At 73.6% G+C, this 18,356-nt stretch carries 19 protein-coding genes; 15 read left to right on the forward strand and 4 right to left on the reverse strand.

The window, feature by feature from the left end:
- Positions 1–221: 221 nt before the first annotated feature.
- The 4 genes from FJK98_RS16365 to FJK98_RS16380 all read right to left on the reverse strand — a co-directional run bounded on the left by FJK98_RS16365 (position 222) and on the right by FJK98_RS16380 (position 3,403).
- Complete coding sequence (locus tag FJK98_RS16365; protein WP_145919792.1) at positions 222–428, reverse strand: hypothetical protein; 207 nt, start codon at positions 426–428, stop codon at positions 222–224.
- 196 nt (positions 429–624) lie between these two features.
- Positions 625–1,971, reverse strand: coding sequence for a hypothetical protein (locus FJK98_RS34115; RefSeq protein ID WP_240762078.1), 1,347 nt, complete (start codon positions 1,969–1,971; stop codon positions 625–627).
- Positions 1,972–2,174: 203 nt separating this feature from the next.
- Positions 2,175–2,522 carry a TcmI family type II polyketide cyclase gene (locus FJK98_RS16375; protein ID WP_145919793.1) on the reverse strand — a complete coding sequence of 116 codons (348 nt, stop codon included), beginning with the start codon at positions 2,520–2,522 and terminating at the stop codon, positions 2,175–2,177.
- Positions 2,519–3,403, reverse strand: coding sequence for a BTAD domain-containing putative transcriptional regulator (locus tag FJK98_RS16380; RefSeq protein ID WP_145919794.1), 885 nt, complete (start codon positions 3,401–3,403; stop codon positions 2,519–2,521). Before FJK98_RS16380 ends, FJK98_RS16375 begins: the two co-directional genes overlap by 4 nt.
- A 356-nt stretch (positions 3,404–3,759) precedes the next feature.
- On the opposite strand from FJK98_RS16380, the gene FJK98_RS16385 reads away from it, so the two are divergent.
- From FJK98_RS16385 to FJK98_RS16455, 15 genes are all read left to right on the forward strand, one after another.
- Positions 3,760–4,467: an SRPBCC family protein gene (locus FJK98_RS16385; protein ID WP_145919795.1), complete on the forward strand. Its 708-nt coding sequence runs from the start codon at positions 3,760–3,762 to the stop codon at positions 4,465–4,467.
- Positions 4,460–4,864, forward strand: a complete 405-nt coding sequence (locus FJK98_RS16390) for a cupin domain-containing protein (protein ID WP_145919796.1) — start codon at positions 4,460–4,462, stop codon at positions 4,862–4,864. Before FJK98_RS16385 ends, FJK98_RS16390 begins: the two co-directional genes overlap by 8 nt.
- Positions 4,861–6,129, forward strand: coding sequence for a beta-ketoacyl synthase (locus FJK98_RS16395; protein WP_145919797.1), 1,269 nt, complete (start codon positions 4,861–4,863; stop codon positions 6,127–6,129). The genes FJK98_RS16390 and FJK98_RS16395 overlap by 4 nt, the downstream gene beginning before the upstream one ends.
- Positions 6,126–7,421, forward strand: coding sequence for a beta-ketoacyl synthase N-terminal-like domain-containing protein (locus FJK98_RS16400; RefSeq protein ID WP_145919798.1), 1,296 nt, complete (start codon positions 6,126–6,128; stop codon positions 7,419–7,421). The genes FJK98_RS16395 and FJK98_RS16400 overlap by 4 nt, the downstream gene beginning before the upstream one ends.
- A gap of 392 nt (positions 7,422–7,813) precedes the next feature.
- Complete coding sequence (locus FJK98_RS16405) at positions 7,814–9,205, forward strand: class I adenylate-forming enzyme family protein (RefSeq protein WP_145922807.1); 1,392 nt, start codon at positions 7,814–7,816, stop codon at positions 9,203–9,205.
- A 161-nt stretch (positions 9,206–9,366) separates the two neighbouring features.
- The gene (locus FJK98_RS16410) at positions 9,367–9,633 is read left to right on the forward strand and encodes an acyl carrier protein (protein WP_145919799.1); all 267 of its coding nucleotides are present in this window, start codon (positions 9,367–9,369) and stop codon (positions 9,631–9,633) included.
- The gene (locus FJK98_RS16415) at positions 9,633–9,878 is read left to right on the forward strand and encodes a hypothetical protein (RefSeq protein ID WP_088647750.1); all 246 of its coding nucleotides are present in this window, start codon (positions 9,633–9,635) and stop codon (positions 9,876–9,878) included. The genes FJK98_RS16410 and FJK98_RS16415 overlap by 1 nt, the downstream gene beginning before the upstream one ends.
- Positions 9,871–11,067 carry a beta-ketoacyl synthase gene (locus tag FJK98_RS16420; RefSeq protein ID WP_145919800.1) on the forward strand — a complete coding sequence of 399 codons (1,197 nt, stop codon included), beginning with the start codon at positions 9,871–9,873 and terminating at the stop codon, positions 11,065–11,067. Before FJK98_RS16415 ends, FJK98_RS16420 begins: the two co-directional genes overlap by 8 nt.
- Before the next feature lie 26 nt (positions 11,068–11,093).
- Positions 11,094–11,618 carry a beta-ketoacyl synthase chain length factor gene (locus FJK98_RS16425; protein WP_240762994.1) on the forward strand — a complete coding sequence of 175 codons (525 nt, stop codon included), beginning with the start codon at positions 11,094–11,096 and terminating at the stop codon, positions 11,616–11,618.
- Positions 11,615–13,231 carry a class I adenylate-forming enzyme family protein gene (locus tag FJK98_RS16430; protein WP_145919801.1) on the forward strand — a complete coding sequence of 539 codons (1,617 nt, stop codon included), beginning with the start codon at positions 11,615–11,617 and terminating at the stop codon, positions 13,229–13,231. Before FJK98_RS16425 ends, FJK98_RS16430 begins: the two co-directional genes overlap by 4 nt.
- A complete protein-coding gene (locus FJK98_RS16435; protein ID WP_145919802.1) occupies positions 13,228–14,487 on the forward strand; it encodes a beta-ketoacyl synthase in 1,260 nt (419 codons plus the stop codon). Before FJK98_RS16430 ends, FJK98_RS16435 begins: the two co-directional genes overlap by 4 nt.
- A gap of 70 nt (positions 14,488–14,557) precedes the next feature.
- Positions 14,558–15,670, forward strand: coding sequence for a 4-hydroxyphenylpyruvate dioxygenase (gene hppD / locus FJK98_RS16440; protein ID WP_145919803.1), 1,113 nt, complete (start codon positions 14,558–14,560; stop codon positions 15,668–15,670).
- A complete protein-coding gene (locus FJK98_RS16445; protein WP_145919804.1) occupies positions 15,667–16,590 on the forward strand; it encodes a phytanoyl-CoA dioxygenase family protein in 924 nt (307 codons plus the stop codon). The genes hppD and FJK98_RS16445 overlap by 4 nt, the downstream gene beginning before the upstream one ends.
- A 3-nt stretch (positions 16,591–16,593) precedes the next feature.
- On the forward strand, positions 16,594–17,391 hold the full coding sequence (locus FJK98_RS16450; protein ID WP_145919805.1) for a DUF3050 domain-containing protein: 798 nt from the start codon (positions 16,594–16,596) through the stop codon (positions 17,389–17,391).
- The gene (locus FJK98_RS16455) at positions 17,388–18,356 is read left to right on the forward strand and encodes a thiamine pyrophosphate-dependent dehydrogenase E1 component subunit alpha (RefSeq protein WP_145919806.1); all 969 of its coding nucleotides are present in this window, start codon (positions 17,388–17,390) and stop codon (positions 18,354–18,356) included. The genes FJK98_RS16450 and FJK98_RS16455 overlap by 4 nt, the downstream gene beginning before the upstream one ends.

Here is an 18,356-nt window from a genome sequence, read left to right on the forward strand (position 1 = left end):
CCGTCACCGAAGCACGTGGTTTCTGACCAGAACTTCTTGATCACCGCATGACAGCGGTCGATGGACAGGGCGGTGGGGGTGAAGGGGGTTGTGGGATGGGTTCCTAGGAAGGTTAGGGGGTGTGGGGTGGTGGGCGCGGCGGGAGGTGCGGGTGGGTGATCTGGAGCGGACATGATGCGGCCCGCGCCCCGAGGGGTGGGCGCGGGCCGGGGAGAGGCCGTTTACTTCGACGGCTCGGGGAGCTTGCAGTCGATCTTCGGGTTGGCGCCGATGTAGTTGAGCGGCCCGGCCACGATGGTCACCAGGATCGTGCCGGCCTCGGCACAGTTGGTGTCGTCGTTCCCGTAATAGCCGCGCTGACCAGCGGCGATAGCGCCGATGACCAGCCAGATGACGACGATGACTCCGAGGATCGACGAACCGCGCATGGGGGTGCCTCCCGGCTTGTGTGATGTTCGAGGTGACGCCCATGTACCCAGCGGCCGGGACCGGGTAAACGGTATTCCGGAACGGTCAGCGCGATGCTGCCCAATTCACCGACGGAGGGCCACCGCGTACCCGAGGACGACAGGGGCCGGTGGACAAGCCTCGCACGTGTCCACCGGCCCCTGTCGGTTCTCAGAGTCAGTCCTGGCTGTCGGTGCCGGTCGGCGTCGGCAGCACCCGCTCGGCCTCGGCGCCCGCACCGGCCAACACCTGCGCCTGCTGCGGCCAGGTGGCCAGGCTCGCGGTGGCGCGCAACCCGGCGGCGCGGATCGTCTCCCGCAGGCTGGTCTCGTCCAGCGCGGCGAGCTGCCGGTAGCTGCGGATGCCGGCGGCCTGGAGCGCGGCGGCCATCTTCGGGCCGACCCCCTGGATACGCCGGAAGTCGTCCACCGGCTCGTCCTGCGCCGCCGCGCCCTCGGCGACGGAGGCACCCCGCGCGACCGGAGCACTGTCCGAAACCGGGGCGTTGTCCGGGACCGGGGCGCTGTCGGCGTCGGGGGTGCGTTGCGTCGGGATCACCGGCTCGGCGGCGACCGGGGCGTCGTCCACGTCGACTGCTCGCGGGGAGGTGTGCTCGGGCGCGCCGGCCGGCTCGGCCTCCGCGCCGCCGGCCGGCTGCGGCTCAGCCACGCCGGCCGACGAACCGGCGACATCAACGGGCGTCGACTCGTCAACCGGCGTCGACGCGACGCCCGAGGACGACTCACCGGCCAGAGCCGAATCGGTGGCCGGGGTCGGCTCGTCAACCGGGGCCGAATCGTCAACCGGGGTGACGTCCGAGGCCGTGACCGGGGTCGCGGTGACCTGCCCCGGGTCCACCGGGGTCGGTTCCGGCAGATCGGCCGCTGCGCTGTCCGGGGTGTCCTCGACGGTCGCCCGGGGTGCGGGGACCGGCGCGGTGGTCTCGCCGGTGACGCCGCTTCCGGGTGCGTCGTCCGGGGTGGCGCGGCCGGTCAGATCGAGGGTGGTGGGTTCGTCCGCGAGGTCCGGCAGCGGGGCGGTCCGGTCGGCGGCGACCGTGCTGGACGTGCCGTTGACGGCGACGTCCTCGACGGCGGAAGGAGCGGACCCGGAGGTCGAGGCGGACCCGGAGGCGGCAGAGGAGTCGGAGCTGACAGAGGACTCGGAGGTGACAGAGGGCTCGGCGGGGGCCGCCAGGTCAGGAGCGGCGGAGGACCCGGCGGAGACGGCGGCGGCCGACCCGGTGGTGGTCGGGGTGGGGTGGTCGGCGTCCGGCGCGACGTGCGGGGTGGGCTCGTCGACGATGGCGGCGGGTGCCGGGGAGGTGTCGACCGTGGCGGCCGGGCGTGGGGCGTCGATCGTGGCGGCGGCCTTCTCCTCGGGGGTGAGCCCGACCACCGGGTCACCCTCCACGATGGGCGCGGCGGCGGTCGGCTTCTGCCGGCCCCACAGCGCCCAGCCTCCGGCCAGGCCCACCAGCAGGGCCAGGATCACGACGAGCCACTGCCCGACAGTTGACGGCACGGCTACCTCCCTATTGCGTATGTCGTCGAAGTCGCGAGGAAAACGCGAAAACCCGCCGCAGCTTTGCACACGCGAATGTCGGACGACAGGGAGGACCACACCTCGTTGCGCAGGTGGAATGCCCGGTGTCGGGCGGTATCGACGTCACGACAGCGTGTCGTCGTCGGGCGTCGGTGATTGGTCTGCGCCGCAGCGGCGGCGGTTCAGCGCAGCGGCTCCGGGCTGGGCGCGTCGGAGACGTCCCAGCTGTAGAAACAGCCGGCCGGCGCGTCCCGGGGCGACCGCCAGGTCGGCAGGTACGCCGACGTGTGGGCGGACAACCGTTCGTTGGTCCGCTGGTACAGCGGGTGCTGGCGGGCGGTGACCAGGGTGTCGACGTCCACCTCGGTGGTTTCCATCAGGTGTACGCACAGGTCGTGCAGGCGGTACAGGGAGCGGTGGCGCAGCCCGGTGAGTCCGGGTAGTTCGGTCGCGTCGGCTTCGGCGAAGATCTGGGCGACCCGCCCCTCCGCGCCGGGAATGATCCTGCTGACGATCACCAGACGGCTCATCGGACCCCTCTCGCCGGTGGCGCGCCCCGATCGGTCCAGGGCTCACGGTGGGTCCATCCTGGCGGCGGGGCTGTCACCTGGTCGTCACGCCGTCCGGCGGGATCGTGACGGCGGGCGGCCGGGGTGCGGCGGGTGGCCTGCCGGATCGGGGCGAGGGTCTCGTCGACCAGGGCGCACATCGCGGGGGAGGGTTCCAGCCGCAGTTCCCGCATGAGCAGGTCCCGGTAGACGTAGAAGGCGTGCACCGCCTCGAACGCGTTGCCCTCGGCGAGGTGGATGCGTACCACCAGGCGGTGCGGGGTCTCCCGGAGCGGTTCGGCGGCCATCGCCTCCAGGGCGGCCTGCAACGCCTCACCGTGCCGTCCGGCGTCGAGGTGGTCGACGGCGAGCTGTTCCAGCATGTGCAGCCGGAGCTGGCGCAGCCGTTCCCGGTCCAGCAGCACCCAGTCGTCGTACCAGCCGGGGAGCAGGTCGCGGCTGCCGGCGGCGAGCGCGTCGGCGGCGGCGCGCGGGTCGCCGCCGTCGCGGACCCGGGCGGCGGTGGCGACGAGGTCGTCCACGTCGAGCCGGACGGCCGGGTCGAGGCGGACGGTGTCACCGCTGACCAGCAGCGGGCAGCAGGGGTCCTGGCGTAGCCGCCACAGGGCGGTCCGCAGGGACGACAACGCCCGTTCCTCGGGCACCTCGGGCCAGAGCAGCCCGGCCAGGTTGCTGCGGGTGGCGCCGGGGCGCAGCCCGATCAGGGCGATCACCCGTTGCAGCCCCCGGGGGACCACCACGGGGGTGTCGCCGTGCAGCAGTCGGAAACCGCCGAGCAGGTGCAGGCGTACCGGCGGGTCGGCCGGAACCTCGCTGGTCGGCGTGCTGGCATGACCGGTCACGGGCGCACCCCCTGCACGGAAACCTGGGTCCAGATCGTCCGGTGTCCCGACGCGGTCCCCCGCGACGCCGTGGCCGGTTCACTGCGCGGCCGAGCCGGGCCGGCCGGCACGAACACTACCAATATGATTACTCTCGGTCAACGAAAGTGTAGGCATGGCGACCGGGGGTGAATCGCCTCTGATCTGCGAACCTCCATCACAATGGACAGCTCTCGCATAGCCGGTACACAGCATGCGTCAACGCAACGTCACCATCATGCGGGGGTGTTGCGGGTCGGTGGGTGACGCCCGGGTGACGGGTCCGGCCGGAGGGTGGCGGCTACCGGGGTGAGTCGCCCGGTGGAGGAGGACCCGAGATGACCGTCACCCACGGCCGACCGCTGACCAGCGAGATCACCGAGATCCTGGTGACCCGCTGCGGTCTCGACGCCGACGCCGCTGCCCGCGCGCCCGCCGCCAGCCTGGAGGAACTGGGCATGGACTCGCTGGCGCTGCTGGAACTGTCCGCCGTGGTCGCCGACCGCTGGCGGGTGCGCATCCCCGAACAGGCCGGGCAGCTCAGCATCGCCGGTGTCGCCGACCTGGTGGCCGACGCCGGACCGGCCGGGCACACCGAGAACAGCATCCTCATCGCCGCCCCGCTGGCGCTGGTCTGGGAGATCACCAACGACGTGGCCCGCTGGACGGACCTGTTCACCGAGTACGCGGTGGTGGAGATCCTGCACCGGGAGGGGGACACGGTCCGGTTCCGGCTGACCATGCACCCCGACGAGAACGGCATCGCGTGGAGCTGGGTCAGTGAACGTACCGCCGACCCGGCGACCTGGCAGGTGCGGGCCCGGCGGGTGGAGACCGGACCGTTCGAGTACATGCGCATCCACTGGTACTACGACACGGAACCTGAGGGCACCCGGATGACCTGGGTGCAGGACTTCGCGATGAAGTCGACCGCGCCGGTGGACGACGTGGCGATGACCGAGCGGATCAACACCAACAGCCGGGTGCAACTGGCCGTGATCAAGGAACGGATCGAGCGGGCGTACGCGGGAGGCGGCGATGAGTGAGGTCACCACCGGTCTGGTCGCCGCCCGGGACGTGCCGGCCGACCGGCGGCGCGGCGGGGAGCTGCGGGTGCTGCTCGGCCCGCGTACCGTCGGCAGCACCTCGGGGTTCATGGGGGTGGTGACGGTGGCCCCCGGTGACCGGGTCGCCGAGCACTACCACCCGTACAGCGAGGAGTTCCTCTACCTGGTGCGGGGCGCGATCACCGTCGACCTGGACGACGAGCCGGTGCCGCTGGCCGCCGGGGAGGCGCTGTTCGTGCCGCGTAACGTGCGGCACCGGTTGCGTAACACCGGTGCCGTCCCCGCCGAGGTGGTGTTCCACCTGGGCCCGCTCGCCCCCCGCCCGGAACTCGGCCACGTGGACACCGAACTGGTGGAGCAGCGGGGTCCGTCGTGACCGGGCGGCGTGCCGTGGTGACCGGGGTGGGGGTGGTCGCCCCGGGTGGGGTCACCCGGGACCGGTTCTGGAAGACCCTCACCGAGGGGCGGACGGCCACCCGGCGGATCAGCTTCTTCGACCCGTCGCCGTACCGGTCGCAGATCGCCGCCGAGTGCGACTTCGACCCGGACGCCGCCGGGCTCACCCCGGCGCAGCGGCAACGCTCCGACCGGTACGTGCAGTTCGCGCTGGCCTGCGCGGCGGAGGCGCTGGCCGACAGCGGCCTCGACCTGACCGACGCCGAGCGGGACGTCGCCGGGGTGGTGCTGGGCACCGCCGTCGGCGGCACGACCGCGCTGGAGCAGGAGTACGTCCGGGTCAGTGACTCCGGCCGGCACTGGCTGGTCGACCACGCCCTCGGTGGGCCGTACCTCTACCAGGCGCTGGTGCCGAGCAGCCTGGCCGCCGACGTGGCCTGCCGGCACGGGCTGCGCGGCCCGGCGCAGGTGGTGTCCACCGGCTGCACCTCCGGCATCGACGCCATCGGCTACGCCCACCAGCTCGTCGTCGACGGGGAGGCGGACGTCGTGCTGGCCGGCGCGGCGGACTCGCCGATCTCCCCGGTCACCGTGGCCTCGTTCGACGCGATCCGGGCGACCAGCCCGGACAACGACGACCCGGCGCACGCCAGCCGCCCGTTCGACGCGCACCGGCAGGGTTTCGTGCTCGCCGAGGGGGCGGCGGTGCTGGTGCTGGAGGAGTGGGAGCACGCCCGGCGGCGCGGCGCGCACGTCTACTGCGAGGTGGCCGGCTACGCGGGCCGCAGCAACGGTTTCCACATGACGGGGCTGCGGCCCGACGGGGTGGAGATGGGGTTGGCCATCGCGGCGGCGCTGCGGGAGGCCCGGCTGGACCCGTCGGCGGTGTCCTACGTCAGCGCGCACGGTTCGGGCACCCGGCAGAACGACAGGCACGAGACGGCGGCGTTCAAGCGGTCGCTGGGCCCCACGGCGTACCGGGTGCCGGTGAGTTCGATCAAGTCGATGGTGGGGCACTCGCTGGGCGCGATCGGCGCCATCGAGATGGCCGCCTGCGCCCTGGCCATCGAGTACGGGGTGGTGCCGCCGACGGCCAACTGGACCACCCGGGACCCGGAGTGCGACCTGGACTACGTGCCGAACGTGGCCCGGGAGACCCCGGTGGACGTGGCGTTGTCGGTGGGCAGCGGGTTCGGGGGGTTCCAGTCCGCGATGCTGTTCCGCCGGCTGGCGGTGACGCGGTGACGCTCCCCGCCCCCGCCGTCGCCCCGGCCCCGGCCCCGGGTGCGCGGGCGCGGGCGGTGGTGACCGGGATCGGGGTGGTCGCGCCCAGCGGCATCGGTGTCGACGCGCACTGGCGGACGGTGACCGGTGGCGTCCGGCGGACCGGACCGATCACCCTGTTCGACCCGACCGGCTACCCCACGAGGGTCGGTGGCGAGGTTCCCGGCTTCCACCCGGCGGCGTACGTCGACACCCGGCAGCTCGTGCAGACCGACCGCTGGACCCACCTCGGGTTCGCCGCGACCGCGTTGGCGCTCGCCGACGCCGGCCTGCCCGCCCGCGCCCCGGACCCGTACGCCTGGGCGGTCACCCTGGCCAGTTCGTCGGGGGGGAACCTGTTCGGGCAGCGGGAGCTGCAACGGCTCTGGGGTGGGCCGAGCCGCACCGTCGGGGCGTACCAGTCGATCGCCTGGTTCTATGCGGCGAGCGTCGGGCAGTTGTCGATCCACCACCAGTTCAAGGGGCCGTCGGGGGTGCTGGTCGCCGAGGCCGCCGGTGGGCTGGACAGCCTGGCGCACGCGGTGCGCACCATCCGGCGGGGCACGTCGGTGGTGGTCGCCGGGGCGACGGAGTGCCCGCTGAGCCCGTACGCGCTGGCCTGTCAGCTCCGTTCCGGGCTGCTCAGTCCCGTCAACGAGCCGGCAGCGGCGTACCTGCCGTTCGACCGGGCGGCCGGCGGGTACGTGCCCGCCGAGGGGGGCGCGGTCTTCGTGGTGGAGGAACGGGGGCACGCCCTGGCCCGGGGCGCCCGGATCTACGGGGAGGTGACCGGCTGGGCGGCCACCCACGACGCGGTGCACACCGGCCCGGACACCGCCGGCGACCCGGCGACGTACGCGCGGGCGATGCGGCTGGCGCTGGACCGTGCCGGCTGCACGCCCGACGCGGTGGACCTGGTCGTGCCCGACGCGCTCGGGGTGCCCCGCTACGACCGCAGCGAGGCGACGGCGCTGCGGACGGTCTTCGGTGACCGGCCGCCGCCGGTGAGCACCCACAAGTCGTTGACCGGCCGGGCCCACCAGGGTGGGTCGGCTCTGGACGTGGCGACCGCGCTGCTCGCCTTCCACCACGACACGCTGCCCGCCTCGGCCGGTCCGGTCGATCCGGCTCCGGGCTGCGAGTTGGGCTTCCTGCGTGCCCCGCGCCGGCCCGACAGTCGGGTGGCGCTGGTCTGCGCGCGCGGCTTCGACGGCTTCAACAGCGCCCTGGTGCTCCGGGGTGCCGTCCCGACACCGAGGAGCGCCACCGACTGATCACTGTGCGTAGTGTCCGAGGGTGTGCCCGGCCGGCGGAAGTCCGCCCGCCGGGCACACCCCTGTCCGCGCCCGACGGTGCCGCTGCCGACTGGCCGCGACCGTCCACGGTGACCGGTGCCGACCAGGGGCGGGGCGCCGTCGAGCCGCCCGGATCCACATCGGAGCGCCGGGCACGGCGAAGGCGCCGGTGGTGTCGCGGGCCGGCGTACGCGCCCGATCCTGCCCGGCCGATCGAGCGGCGGCAATCCGGCCGGCCGCCTTTTATGATCTAGCCATTCGCATCTAGTAATGGTCTTCCGGGCTGTCGTAGGGTGCCGTGAGCACGCCAAGAGACATCATTTATGGGCGCTTTCGCCCGATTCTATGCTGGACGGTGGCCGGCGGTGACCATGTATCGCCCGACGGAAGATCCTGCGGCGCAAGACCCCGGTTGGGTGGACGACGTGTTGTTCGCCGGCCCCCCGACCGACGTTTGTCTCCGGCTGCCCGAGCCGGTGGACCGGGGCACCCTGCACCGCCTGGTCGTCGCGGCACAGGACCGGCTGCGCGACGCGGGGCTGCGCCCCGGCGGGGCCGTCGCGCTGCGCCTGCCACCGTCGGTGTCCTATGTGGTCAACCTGCTGGCGACCTGGCGCAGCGGCGGTCAGGCCGTGCTGCTCGACCACCGGCTCACCGACCACGAGGTCGACCAGGCGCTGCGCCGGCTCACCCCGCAGGTGGTCGTCGCCCCGGCCCGCACCGGTGGTGGCGCGCTGAAGGTCTTCCTCGACGTCACCGAGAGCGTCACCGCGTACGCCGACCGTCCCGCGGTCAGCGGACACGCCGTCATCCAGCTCAGCTCCGGCTCCACCGGACCGTCCAAGGTGATCGGTCGCACCGCCGCCGACCTGGTCGCCGAGGTGCACCGCTACACCCGCATCGACGGGGTGGCGCTGCCCGGTGAGCGGATCATCCTGCTGCCGTCCATGGTGCACGTGCTCGGCCTCGTCGGCGGCCTGCTCTACGGCCTGCACGCCCACGTCGAGCTGGTCCCGCCGGAGCGGCTCGGCGGCGACGCCGTGCTGGCCGCCATCGCCGCCCAGGACACCCCGGCCACCGTGCTCGGCGTGCCGTTCCACATCGGCCTGCTCGCCTTCACCCGCCCCGACCGGGCGCTGCCCCAGTTCAAGCGGATGACCACCGGCGGGGAACTGGTCCCGCCGGCCGTCGTGCAGGCGTTCACCGACCGGCACGGCGTACCCCTGGGCAACATGTACGGGATGACCGAGGTCGGCGTCATCGGCACCGACCTGTACGGGCAGCACCGGCCCGCCATCACCCCCGCCCCCGGCATCGAGGTCCGCGAGTCCGACGGTGAGCTGCTGATCAGCTGCCCCGCGTCGCCGTACGTCGGGCTCAGCGACCCCACCCGCTGGGCCGACGGCTGGCTGCGGACCCGCGACGCCGGCACCGTCGACCCGGACACCGGCCTGGTCACCGTCCGCGGCCGGCTCGACTCGCAGGTCTCCGTCGGGGGCCTCAAGGTCGACCTCACCGAGGTCGAGGCCACCCTCACCGGCCTGCCCGGGGTGGCCGCCGCCGTGGTCGCCTACGACGACGGGATCACCGCGTACGTGCAGCCCGACGGGCCGCTGTCCGAGGAGGAACTGGACAAGCTGCTCGCCGAACGGTTGGCCGGCTACAAACGTCCCCGCACCCTGCACCTGGTGGCGCAGCTACCGCGTACCACCACCGGCAAACTGGTCCGCTCGCTGGACGTGCTGCGGACGGCGGTGCCGTGACCGGTCCGCTCCACCCCGCCCACCGGCCGGCCCCCGCGGACCGTCGCCGGGGCGTCCCCGCCGCGTACCCACCGGCCGACCGTCGGTGGAACGCCCGAACCACCCCCGCACGGTGCCCCGACCGGGCCCCGGCGACCCGCCCATCGAGAGAGGTAACCGTCATGCGAGACGAGGTCCGTACCTTCGTCATCGACCAGCTCCAGGACATGAACTACGACGTCGACGGGATCGACGACGACACCACGCTCGGCCCGTCCGGGGTGGACCTGGAGTCGCTCGCCCTGTCCGACCTGTCCGTCCGGGTGGAGGACCGGTACGGGCTGCGGTTCGCCGACGACGAGTCGGAGAAGCTGGCCCTGATGACGGTGGGGGAGTTCACCACCATGGTCGCCGACCGGGTCGCCGGGGCGACCACCGACAACCGCTGATGTCCGGTCAGCCCGACCTGGGGCGAGCTGACCTGGTGAGCATGCTCGCCGAACTGACCGGCAAACCCGTCGACCAGGTCCCGCACCGGGTCGGCTCGATGGAACTGGCCTGGCTGGTGCACCTCGTCGAACAGCGCTACGACACCCGGATGGACCTCACCGACGACCAGCTCGCCGGCATCCGCACCCTCGACGACGCCCTGGCCGTGTTCCACACCTGCCTCACCGCCTCCGCTGATGGTTGAGCGGGGCACCGTCACGATCTCCGGCACCTACGCGGTCAGCGCCTTCGGCAGGGGTGTGGACGCCCTGCTGGCCGGGGTCCTGGCCGGGGTGCCGGCGTTCCGACCGGTCCGCCGGTTCGACACCACCGGCCGCCGGGTGACCGTCGCGGCCACCCGCCCCGACGTGGCGACCCTGCCGCAGGAACTGGCCGACGCCGTCGACGCCGCCTGCCGGGCCGCCGGGCTGGACCCGGCGCAGCGCCGGGCGTCGGCGCTGCTCCTGGCCACCCACGGCGGGCCGGCCACCCTGCCCGGCCCCTACACCGACGACCGGCCGACCGCCGACACCGACGACCCGTGGTGGGCCGGCGGTGAGCGCGACGACGACGGCCCGTCCTGGCCGGAACTGCCCGTCCTGGCCGGCCGGCTGGCCCGACGGTGCGGGCTCGGCGGCCCGACCCGGGTCTACACCACCGCCTGCGTCTCGGCCAGCAGCGCGGTCGCCGACGCCGCCGCGATGATCCGCCGGGGGGACACCGACCGGGTCGTGGTGGCCGCCGGCTACCTGGTGGAACCGGACCAGTTCGCGCTCTTCGACGCCGGCCGGGCGCTCGCCGCCGACGGGGCGGTCCGCCCGTTCAGCGTCGGACGGCAGGGCCTGCTGCTCGGCGACGGGGTGGCCGCGGTGGTGCTGGAGTCCGCCGCCGCGCTGCACGGGCGGGGCGGTACGCCGGTGGCGACGCTGGCCGGGTGGGGCCGGGCCGGCGACGCCCACCACCCCTGCCAACCCGATCCGCAGGGCGGCGGGCTGGCCCGGGCGATCGGCGCGGCACTGGGCCGCGCCGGGCTGCCCGCCGGGGCGGTCGGCTACGTCAACGCGAACGCCACCGGCACCGGGTTCAGCGACGCCTCCGAGGCGGCGGCGCTGCGGACGGCCCTGGGCGAGTCGGCCGGGCAGGTGCCGGTCAGCTCCACCAAGGCTCTGCACGGGCACGCGCTGGAGGCGTCCGGCCTGCTCGAACTGGTGGTCACCGTGGCGGCGCTGGGGCACGGGAAGCTGCCGGTCAACGCCGGTTGGCTCGGCCCCGACCCGGCCTGCCCGCTGGACGTGGTCACCGCCGCGCCCCGCCCGGTGACCAGCCGGTACGCGCTGAGCCTCAACGCCGCCTTCGGCGGCGCGAACACCGCCCTGCTGGTGGGTGCGCCGTGACCGGCACGCGCGGCCCGGGACCCGGGATCGTCCCGGGCCGTCCGGCCGGTCACGGCGCACCCCGGGTGCTGGCGCAGGCGCGCTGGCCGGAACCGGGAGACGGGCCGCCACCGCCGCTGCCCGGGTTCCTGCACTCGCCGTTCGCGCCGCTGGTCGCGGCGGTGGCCGGGCGCTGCCTGGACCGCCGGCCCGGTGCTCCGGCGGCCGGCACCCGGTGCGCGGTGGTGCTGGTCAGCGCCGCCGGTGACCGGCCCAGCGCCACGCACGTCCGGTCGACCGTCGCCGCCGGGGGGCGGGTCGGTCCACTGTTCTTCTTCCAGTCGGTGCCCAACAGCGTCGCCGGGCAGGTCGCCGCCCGGTGGGGGCTGACCGGGCCGGTGGTGTGCCTGAGCCCGACCGGTGACCCCCGGGCCGACGCCGTCGCCGAGGGGGAACTGCTGCTGTACGACGGCGACGCCGACGAGGCGTTGCTGGTCCTGATCGACGAGGCACCCGACGCGACGCCCACCGGCGCGGTCGCGGTGCTGCTGGGGGGAGGAGACAGCCAATGAGGACGAAGGGACTGCGGGGGGTGCTCGCCGCCGATCCGCAGCTCGGCGCGGGGAACGTGCTGGCCCGGGTGCTGGCCCACGGCGCGGACCCGCAGGGGCCGGGGTTGACCTTCGACACCCCGGTCGACGGGCACCCCGCCGGGCAGCCGCTCACGCTGGGGCAGCTCGACGAGCGGGTCGCCGCGCGGGCGGCCTGGCTGCACGCCCGGGGGGTGCAGCCCCGCGACCCGGTCGCCGTGTGGGCCACCGCCGCCGCCGACATGGTGCTGAGCTACCTGGCGCTGACCCGGCTCGGCGCGATCCCCGCGCTGATGAACGGCAAGCTGCGCCCCGAGATCGCCGCCGAGTACATCCGCCGGCTGCGCGGTGCCGGGGTGCTCGCCGACGCCGCGCACACCGAGCTGCTGGCCGGGCACGACCTGGGCGTACCCCTGCTGGGCACCCCGGCGGAAGCCGGTGCCGGCGACCCCGCCCGGTCGCCCGCCCACTACCGGCACCACCCCGACGACCCGATCGTCATCACCCACACCTCCGGCACCACCGGCGTGCCGAAGGCGGTGCTGCACTCACACGCCAGCCTCTTCGCCGCCACCCGGCACCTGCTGTCCATGCCGCAGGCGCAGGGCACCCGCCGTATCCTCAACGCGCTGCCCGCCCCGCACACCGCGACGGTGCTGATGGTCAACCAGGCGCTGGGCAACCGGGCGGAGATGTTCCTGCTGTCCGAGCAGGGCGGCGAACGGGTCCTCGACGCCATCCAGCGGTGGCGGCCCGACGGGGTCTTCGGCTTCTCGATGACCTGGGCCGAGCTGGCCCGCTTCGACCTGAGCGGGTACGACCTGGACTCGGTGCGGTTGTGGTTCAACACCGGGGACTGCTCGCACGAGCCGCACGTACGTCGGCTCGTGGCGGTCGGCTCCCGGGACGTGGTCACCCGGCAGGGCGTCACCCGGGTCCCCGGTTCGGTCTTCATCGACGGCCTCGGCTCCAGCGAGATGGGGCACTCGATGTTCCACATCACGCACACCACCGACACCGACCGGTACGGCCGCTGCGTGGGCCGGCCCTACCGGTTCGCCAGGGTGGCCGTCCTCGACGCCGAGGGCAACGAGCTGCCCCCGGGCCAGGTGGGGTTCCTCGGCATCGACTCGCCGTCGCTGTTCCGGGGCTACTGGAACGACTCGGTCACCAGCTACCGGTTCCGGCTGCGCGGCTGGTACCTCACCGGTGACCTGGTCCACGCCGACGCCGACGGCCGCTACTACCACCTGGACCGGGCGGTCGACTCGGTGACGCTGCCCGACGGGCGGCGGTACTTCACCGCACTGTCCGAGGAACGTGTCCTCGCCGCCTGCCCCGACGTCACCGACTGCACCGTGCTGATCGTCGCCGACGGCGACACGGTCACCACCGACGTGCTGCTGGAACTGGCCGCCGGGGCCGACCCGGGCATCGACCGGACCGCCACGATCCGGGCAGCCCTGGGGGCGGACGTGGGGGCGACCCTGCGCCGGGTGGTGCCGGTGCACGCCGACGACATCCCGGTCACCGTCACCGGCAAGGTCCGCAAGGTGGCGCTGCGGGAACGCTACCTCGCCGAGTCGTCGTCATGACCGTCGTCATCACCGGCATGGGGCTGTTCAGCCCCGTCGGGCGGGGCGTGGACGCCACCTTCGCCGCGTTGACCACCGGCCGGTCCGGGTTGAGTCGACCGCCCGAGGGACACCCGGCGCGGGAGTCGCTGGAGGTCGCCGGGGTGCTCCCGCCGATCGACCCGCGTACGGTCGCCACCGGCCCGGAGACCAAGGTGCTCGACCGGGTGGTGCTGTTCGCCCTGCTCACCGCCGCCGACGCGCTCGCCGACGCCGGCATCGAGGTGGGCCGGGACGTCGACCCGGCCCGGATCGGCGTCGTCGTCGGCGGGGTCGGCGGCATGTCCACCCTGGAACAGCAGGTGATCGCCCGCACCGAACGCGGCCGGGCGGCCGTCAGCCCCTATCTGCTGACCGGCATCCTGCCGAACATGGCCTCGGCGCGGATCGCCATCGCCCACGGCATCCGCGGCTACAGCTCCTCGGTCGGCACCGCCTGCGCCTCCGGGGCCCAGGCGGTCGCCGATGCGGCCCGGCTGATCCGGGCCGGCGAGGCCGACGTGGTGCTCTGCGGGGCCAGCGAGGCACCGCTCTTCCCTACCTTCGCCGACACCTTCGGCAACGCCCGCGCGCTCGCCCGGGGATGGGCCGACCCGACCGAGGCGAGCCGCCCGTTCGACCGGCGACGCAACGGGTTCGTCCTCGCCGAGGGGGCCGCCCTGCTGGTGCTGGAACGGGCCGGACACGCCGCCGCCCGGGGCGTGCGCACGTACGCGGAGGTGGCCGGCTACGGCAGCACCACCGACGCGCACCACCCGACGATGCCCCGGCCCGACGGCGAGGGGGCGGCCGACTGCATGCGCGCCGCCCTGGCCCGGGCCGACGTCCCGCCGGCCGAGGTCGGTTACGTCAACGCCCACGGCACCGGCACCAAGCTCGGGGACATCGCCGAGAGCACCGCGCTGGGCAAGGTCTTCGGCGTCGGCGGGGTGCCGGTCAGTTCCACCAAGGCGCTCACCGGGCACCTGCTCGGCGCGTCCGGGGTGGTGGAGGCGGCGGCCTGCGCGCTGGCGCTGCGCGCCGGCCTGCTGCCGCCGACGTACCACCTGGACGACCCGGACCCGGACTGCCCGGCGGACCACGTCCGCGACGTGCCCCGGGCGAGCCGGGCCGAATTCGCGCTCACCAACTCCTTCGGATTCGGCGGGCAGAACGTGAGCCTGCTGCTGCGGCGTACCACCGGGGCTGGCGCCCGGCCCGCCGAGCCGGGGAGGTGATCGACGCTGCGACCCGGGCCGCACGTGCCCGGACGGCAGTCACGGGGGGACATGGGGAAGGGCTGGAGAGATGGACATTCGTGGAATAGACCACATCGAACTGTACGTGGGGGACGCCCGACAGGCGGCCTTCTACTTCGGTACCGCCGTCGGTTTCACCCTGCTCGGGCAGGGTGGGCCGGAAACCGGACTGGTCGGGCAGCGGTCCCTGCTGCTGGGGCAGGCCGACATCCGGATGGTGCTGACCACCGGCCTCACCGCCGACCATCCCGCCTCGGGGTACGTGGCCCGGCACGGTGACGGGATCGCGGTCGTGGCGGTGGAGGTCGGCGACGCCGCCGGGGCGTACGCGGAGCTGGTGGCCCGGGGTGCGACGCCGGTGACCCCGCCGCGCACCTGGACCGGCGCGGACGCCGAGGTGGTGACCGCCGAGGTCGGCGGCTTCGGTGACGTGCTGCACCGGCTGGTGGAACGCCGGGGCGACCGGGGCGACTTCCTGCCCGGCGCGATCGAGGCGACCCCGGCCGGCGGCGGGACCGACGAGCGGCTGCTCGCCGAGATCGACCACCTGGCGGTGTGCGTGCCGCCCGGCCAGCTCGACGACACCGTCGCGCACTACGAGCGGGTCTTCGGCTTCGCGCAGATCTTCGAGGAGCACATCGAGGTCGCCGGTCAGGCGATGAACTCCAAGGTGGTGCAGGACGCCTCCGGGCGGGTCACCCTGGTGCTGCTGGAACCGGACGCCGGTCGGCGTCCGGGCCAGATCGACGCGTTCCTCACCGAACACCACGGCGCCGGCGTGCAGCACCTGGGGTTGCGCACCGACGACATCGTCGGCGCGGTCGGCGCGCTCGGCGCACGCGGGGTGCGGTTCGCCGGCACCCCGGCCGCCTACTACGACGACCTGGAGCAGCGGGTCGGCAAGGTCGACGCGCCGCTGGACCGGCTGCGGGACCTCAGCATCCTGGTCGACGCCGACCACGGCGGGCAGCTGCTGCAGATCTTCACCGAGTCGATGCACGTGCGCCGCACCCTGTTCCTCGAACTCATCGAGCGGCGGGGGGCACGCACCTTCGGCAGCGGCAACATCAAGGCGCTCTACGAGGCCAAGGAACGGGAGCTGGCCGTGGCGGGGGTGACCCCCGCCGTCGCGGCCGGCACGGCACAAGGGGTTGGGGCATGACCACGACACATCCGACGCTGACCGCCGAGGAGGAGGCGCTGCTCCCGTCCGACGAGGACGTGCGCCACTACGCCGAGCACGGCTGGTACCTGTCGAAGAAGCTGCTCACCGACGACGAGGTGGACGCGTTGACCGCGGCCACCGATCGCTACTACGACGGCGAGCGGGACCGCACCCTGCCGGTGCGCCCGCCGAAGCTGGCCTACTGGGACCCGTCGAAGGGGCCGGTGCAGCGGCACAACGACTACGTCCACGTCGAGCACGACGGGATCGCCGCGATCCTGCGCAAGCCGTTGATCGGCGCGGTGGCCGCCCGGCTGGCGCAGGCCGACGCGATCCGGATCTTCCAGTCCACGCTGATCTACAAGCCACCGATCTCCGGTGAGCCGTCGAACATCGTGCCCTGGCACTTCGACAAGCACTACTGGTCGTCCTCGTCGTCGGAGAAGATGCTCACCGCGTTCATCCCGTTCCACGACTGCGGGGAGGAGATGGGCACCATCACCATGGTCGACGGCTCGCACCGGTGGTCGGAGACCGGCGCGGACGACACCGTCGTGCGGCACTTCGCCGAGCGGGACCGCGACCAGTTGGAGGAGATGCTGGCCGAGAACGCGGCGCACAACGGCGCGCAGATCCGCAAGATCCCGATGGTGATCCCCAAGGGACACCTGAGTTTCCACCACTGCCGCACCTACCACGGCAGCGGCGCCAACGTCAGCGGACGCCCCCGCCGGGCGATCTCGCTGCACCTGCAGGACGGCGACAACGCCTACCGGGAGTTCCCGCTCTCCGACGGCACCCTCGCCGCGTACAACCACGACGTGCTGGTCCGCCGCACCCACGACGGGCGGCCGGACTACGCGGACCCCGACTACTGCCCGGTCATCTGGCGCGATCGCGCCCAGCAGGGAGGCTAGAACATGTCACGGTACGACTGGGGTAAGACGCACCCGGGCATCGAACGGCTGGAGCAGGCGGTGACCGACCGCCGGGACGTGGTGGTCAAGCACCCGCTCTACGCCAACCTGGACACCCACGAGGCGTTGGTCACCTTCATGGAACACCACGTCTTCGCGGTCTGGGACTTCATGTCCCTGCTGAAGTCGTTGCAGCGGCAGCTGACCTGCGTGACGGTGCCGTGGATCCCCACCGGGCCGACCGGCAGCCGGCGGCTGATCAACGACATCGTGATGGTGGAGGAGAGCGACGAGCTGGGCGAGGGCTACATCAGCCACTTCGAGCTGTACGTGCGGGGGATGGGCGAGGCGGGTGCGGACACCACCGCCGTCGACCGGCTGGTCGCCCTGCTGCGCGGCGGCACGTCGGTGACCGACGCGCTGGTCGAGGCCGGGGTGCCCGAGCCGTCCCGGGCCTTCGCCGCCACCACCTGGAAGATCATCGAGTCGACCCCGGTGCACTGCCAGGCCGCCGCGTTCGCGTTCGGCCGGGAGGACCTGATCCCCGACATGTTCACCCAGGTCGTCGCCGTCAACGAGCGCAGCAACCGGCTGCACACCTTCGTCGACTACCTGGAGCGGCACATCGAGGTCGACGGCGAGCAGCACACCCCGATGGCGATGCAGATGCTCGCCGACCTGTGCGGCGACGACGACGTCAAGTGGCAGGAGTGCGCCGACACGGTCAACCTGGCGCTGACCGCCCGGGCCCAGCTCTGGGACGACATCCTCGCCGCCGTCAAGGAGGGCCGCGACCGGTGACCGACGCCGACCCGGCCCGGCTCTACCGCACCGTACGGCTGATCCGCCGGTTCGAGGAGCGGGCCATCACCCTGGTCCGCTCCGGGCACATCGTCGGCGGCATCCACCCCTACCTCGGTCAGGAGGGGATCGCCGCCGGCGTGTGCGCCGCGCTCGGCGACGGGGACCTGGTCACCGGCACCCACCGGGGGCACGGCCACGTGCTCGCCAAGGGTGCCGACCCGGCCCGGATGATGGCCGAACTGTGCGGCCGGGAAACCGGACTGAACCGGGGCCGGGGCGGCTCGATGCACGCGGCGGACCTCTCCCTCGGGGTGCTCGGCGCGAACGCCATCGTCGGGGCGTCCCCGGCGATCCTCACCGGCGCGGTGTGGGCCCACCGGCAGCGCGGCAACGACCTGGTCGGGGCGAGTTTCTTCGGTGACGGCGCGGTCAACGAGGGGATGCTGCTGGAGGCGTTCAACCTGGCCGCGCTCTGGCGGGTGCCGGTGCTGCTGGTCTGTGAGAACAACGGCTACGCCACCACCATGCCGGTGGCCGGCGCGGTCGCCGGCACCATCACCGGGCGGGCCGAGGCGTTCGGCATCCGCGCCACCGTCGTCGACGGGCAGGACCCGGAGGCGGTCCGGCAGGTCACGGCCGCCGCCGTCGCGCGGATGCGCGACGGCGGCGGGCCGGAACTGGTCGAGGCCCGCACCTACCGGTTCGACGCCCACCACACCTTCGAACACGCGGTACGCCTGGAGTACCGCCCGCCGCAGGAGGTGACCGACGGCCGTTCCCGGGACCCGGTGGAGATCCAGGGTGCGCGGTTGTCCCCGGCCGACCGGGAGGCGATCGACGCCGAGGTGGAGGCGACCCTCGACGCGGCCGTCGCGTTCGCCCTGGCCGGCCCCGAACCGGACCCGGCCGGTGCGCTGGACCACCTGTACGCCAGTGGGCTGACCGCCCGGGGAGGCTCCTGA

Source organism: Micromonospora sp. HM134 (assembly GCF_007833915.1).
Lineage (GTDB): Bacteria > Actinomycetota > Actinomycetes > Mycobacteriales > Micromonosporaceae > Micromonospora > Micromonospora wenchangensis.

Coding starts and splice junctions, on each gene's coding strand:
- FJK98_RS16450 (WP_145919805.1), top strand. CDS start 16,594: ATGTCACGGTACGACTGGGGTAAGACGCACCCGGGCATCGAACGGCTG.
- FJK98_RS16445 (WP_145919804.1), top strand. CDS start 15,667: ATGACCACGACACATCCGACGCTGACCGCCGAGGAGGAGGCGCTGCTC.
- FJK98_RS16405 (WP_145922807.1), top strand. CDS start 7,814: ATGTATCGCCCGACGGAAGATCCTGCGGCGCAAGACCCCGGTTGGGTG.
- FJK98_RS16390 (WP_145919796.1), top strand. CDS start 4,460: ATGAGTGAGGTCACCACCGGTCTGGTCGCCGCCCGGGACGTGCCGGCC.
- FJK98_RS16385 (WP_145919795.1), top strand. CDS start 3,760: ATGACCGTCACCCACGGCCGACCGCTGACCAGCGAGATCACCGAGATC.
- FJK98_RS16430 (WP_145919801.1), top strand. CDS start 11,615: ATGAGGACGAAGGGACTGCGGGGGGTGCTCGCCGCCGATCCGCAGCTC.
- FJK98_RS16410 (WP_145919799.1), top strand. CDS start 9,367: ATGCGAGACGAGGTCCGTACCTTCGTCATCGACCAGCTCCAGGACATG.
- FJK98_RS16365 (WP_145919792.1), bottom strand. CDS start 428: ATGCGCGGTTCGTCGATCCTCGGAGTCATCGTCGTCATCTGGCTGGTC.
- hppD (WP_145919803.1), top strand. CDS start 14,558: ATGGACATTCGTGGAATAGACCACATCGAACTGTACGTGGGGGACGCC.
- FJK98_RS16435 (WP_145919802.1), top strand. CDS start 13,228: ATGACCGTCGTCATCACCGGCATGGGGCTGTTCAGCCCCGTCGGGCGG.
- FJK98_RS16375 (WP_145919793.1), bottom strand. CDS start 2,522: ATGAGCCGTCTGGTGATCGTCAGCAGGATCATTCCCGGCGCGGAGGGG.
- FJK98_RS16415 (WP_088647750.1), top strand. CDS start 9,633: ATGTCCGGTCAGCCCGACCTGGGGCGAGCTGACCTGGTGAGCATGCTC.
- FJK98_RS16420 (WP_145919800.1), top strand. CDS start 9,871: ATGGTTGAGCGGGGCACCGTCACGATCTCCGGCACCTACGCGGTCAGC.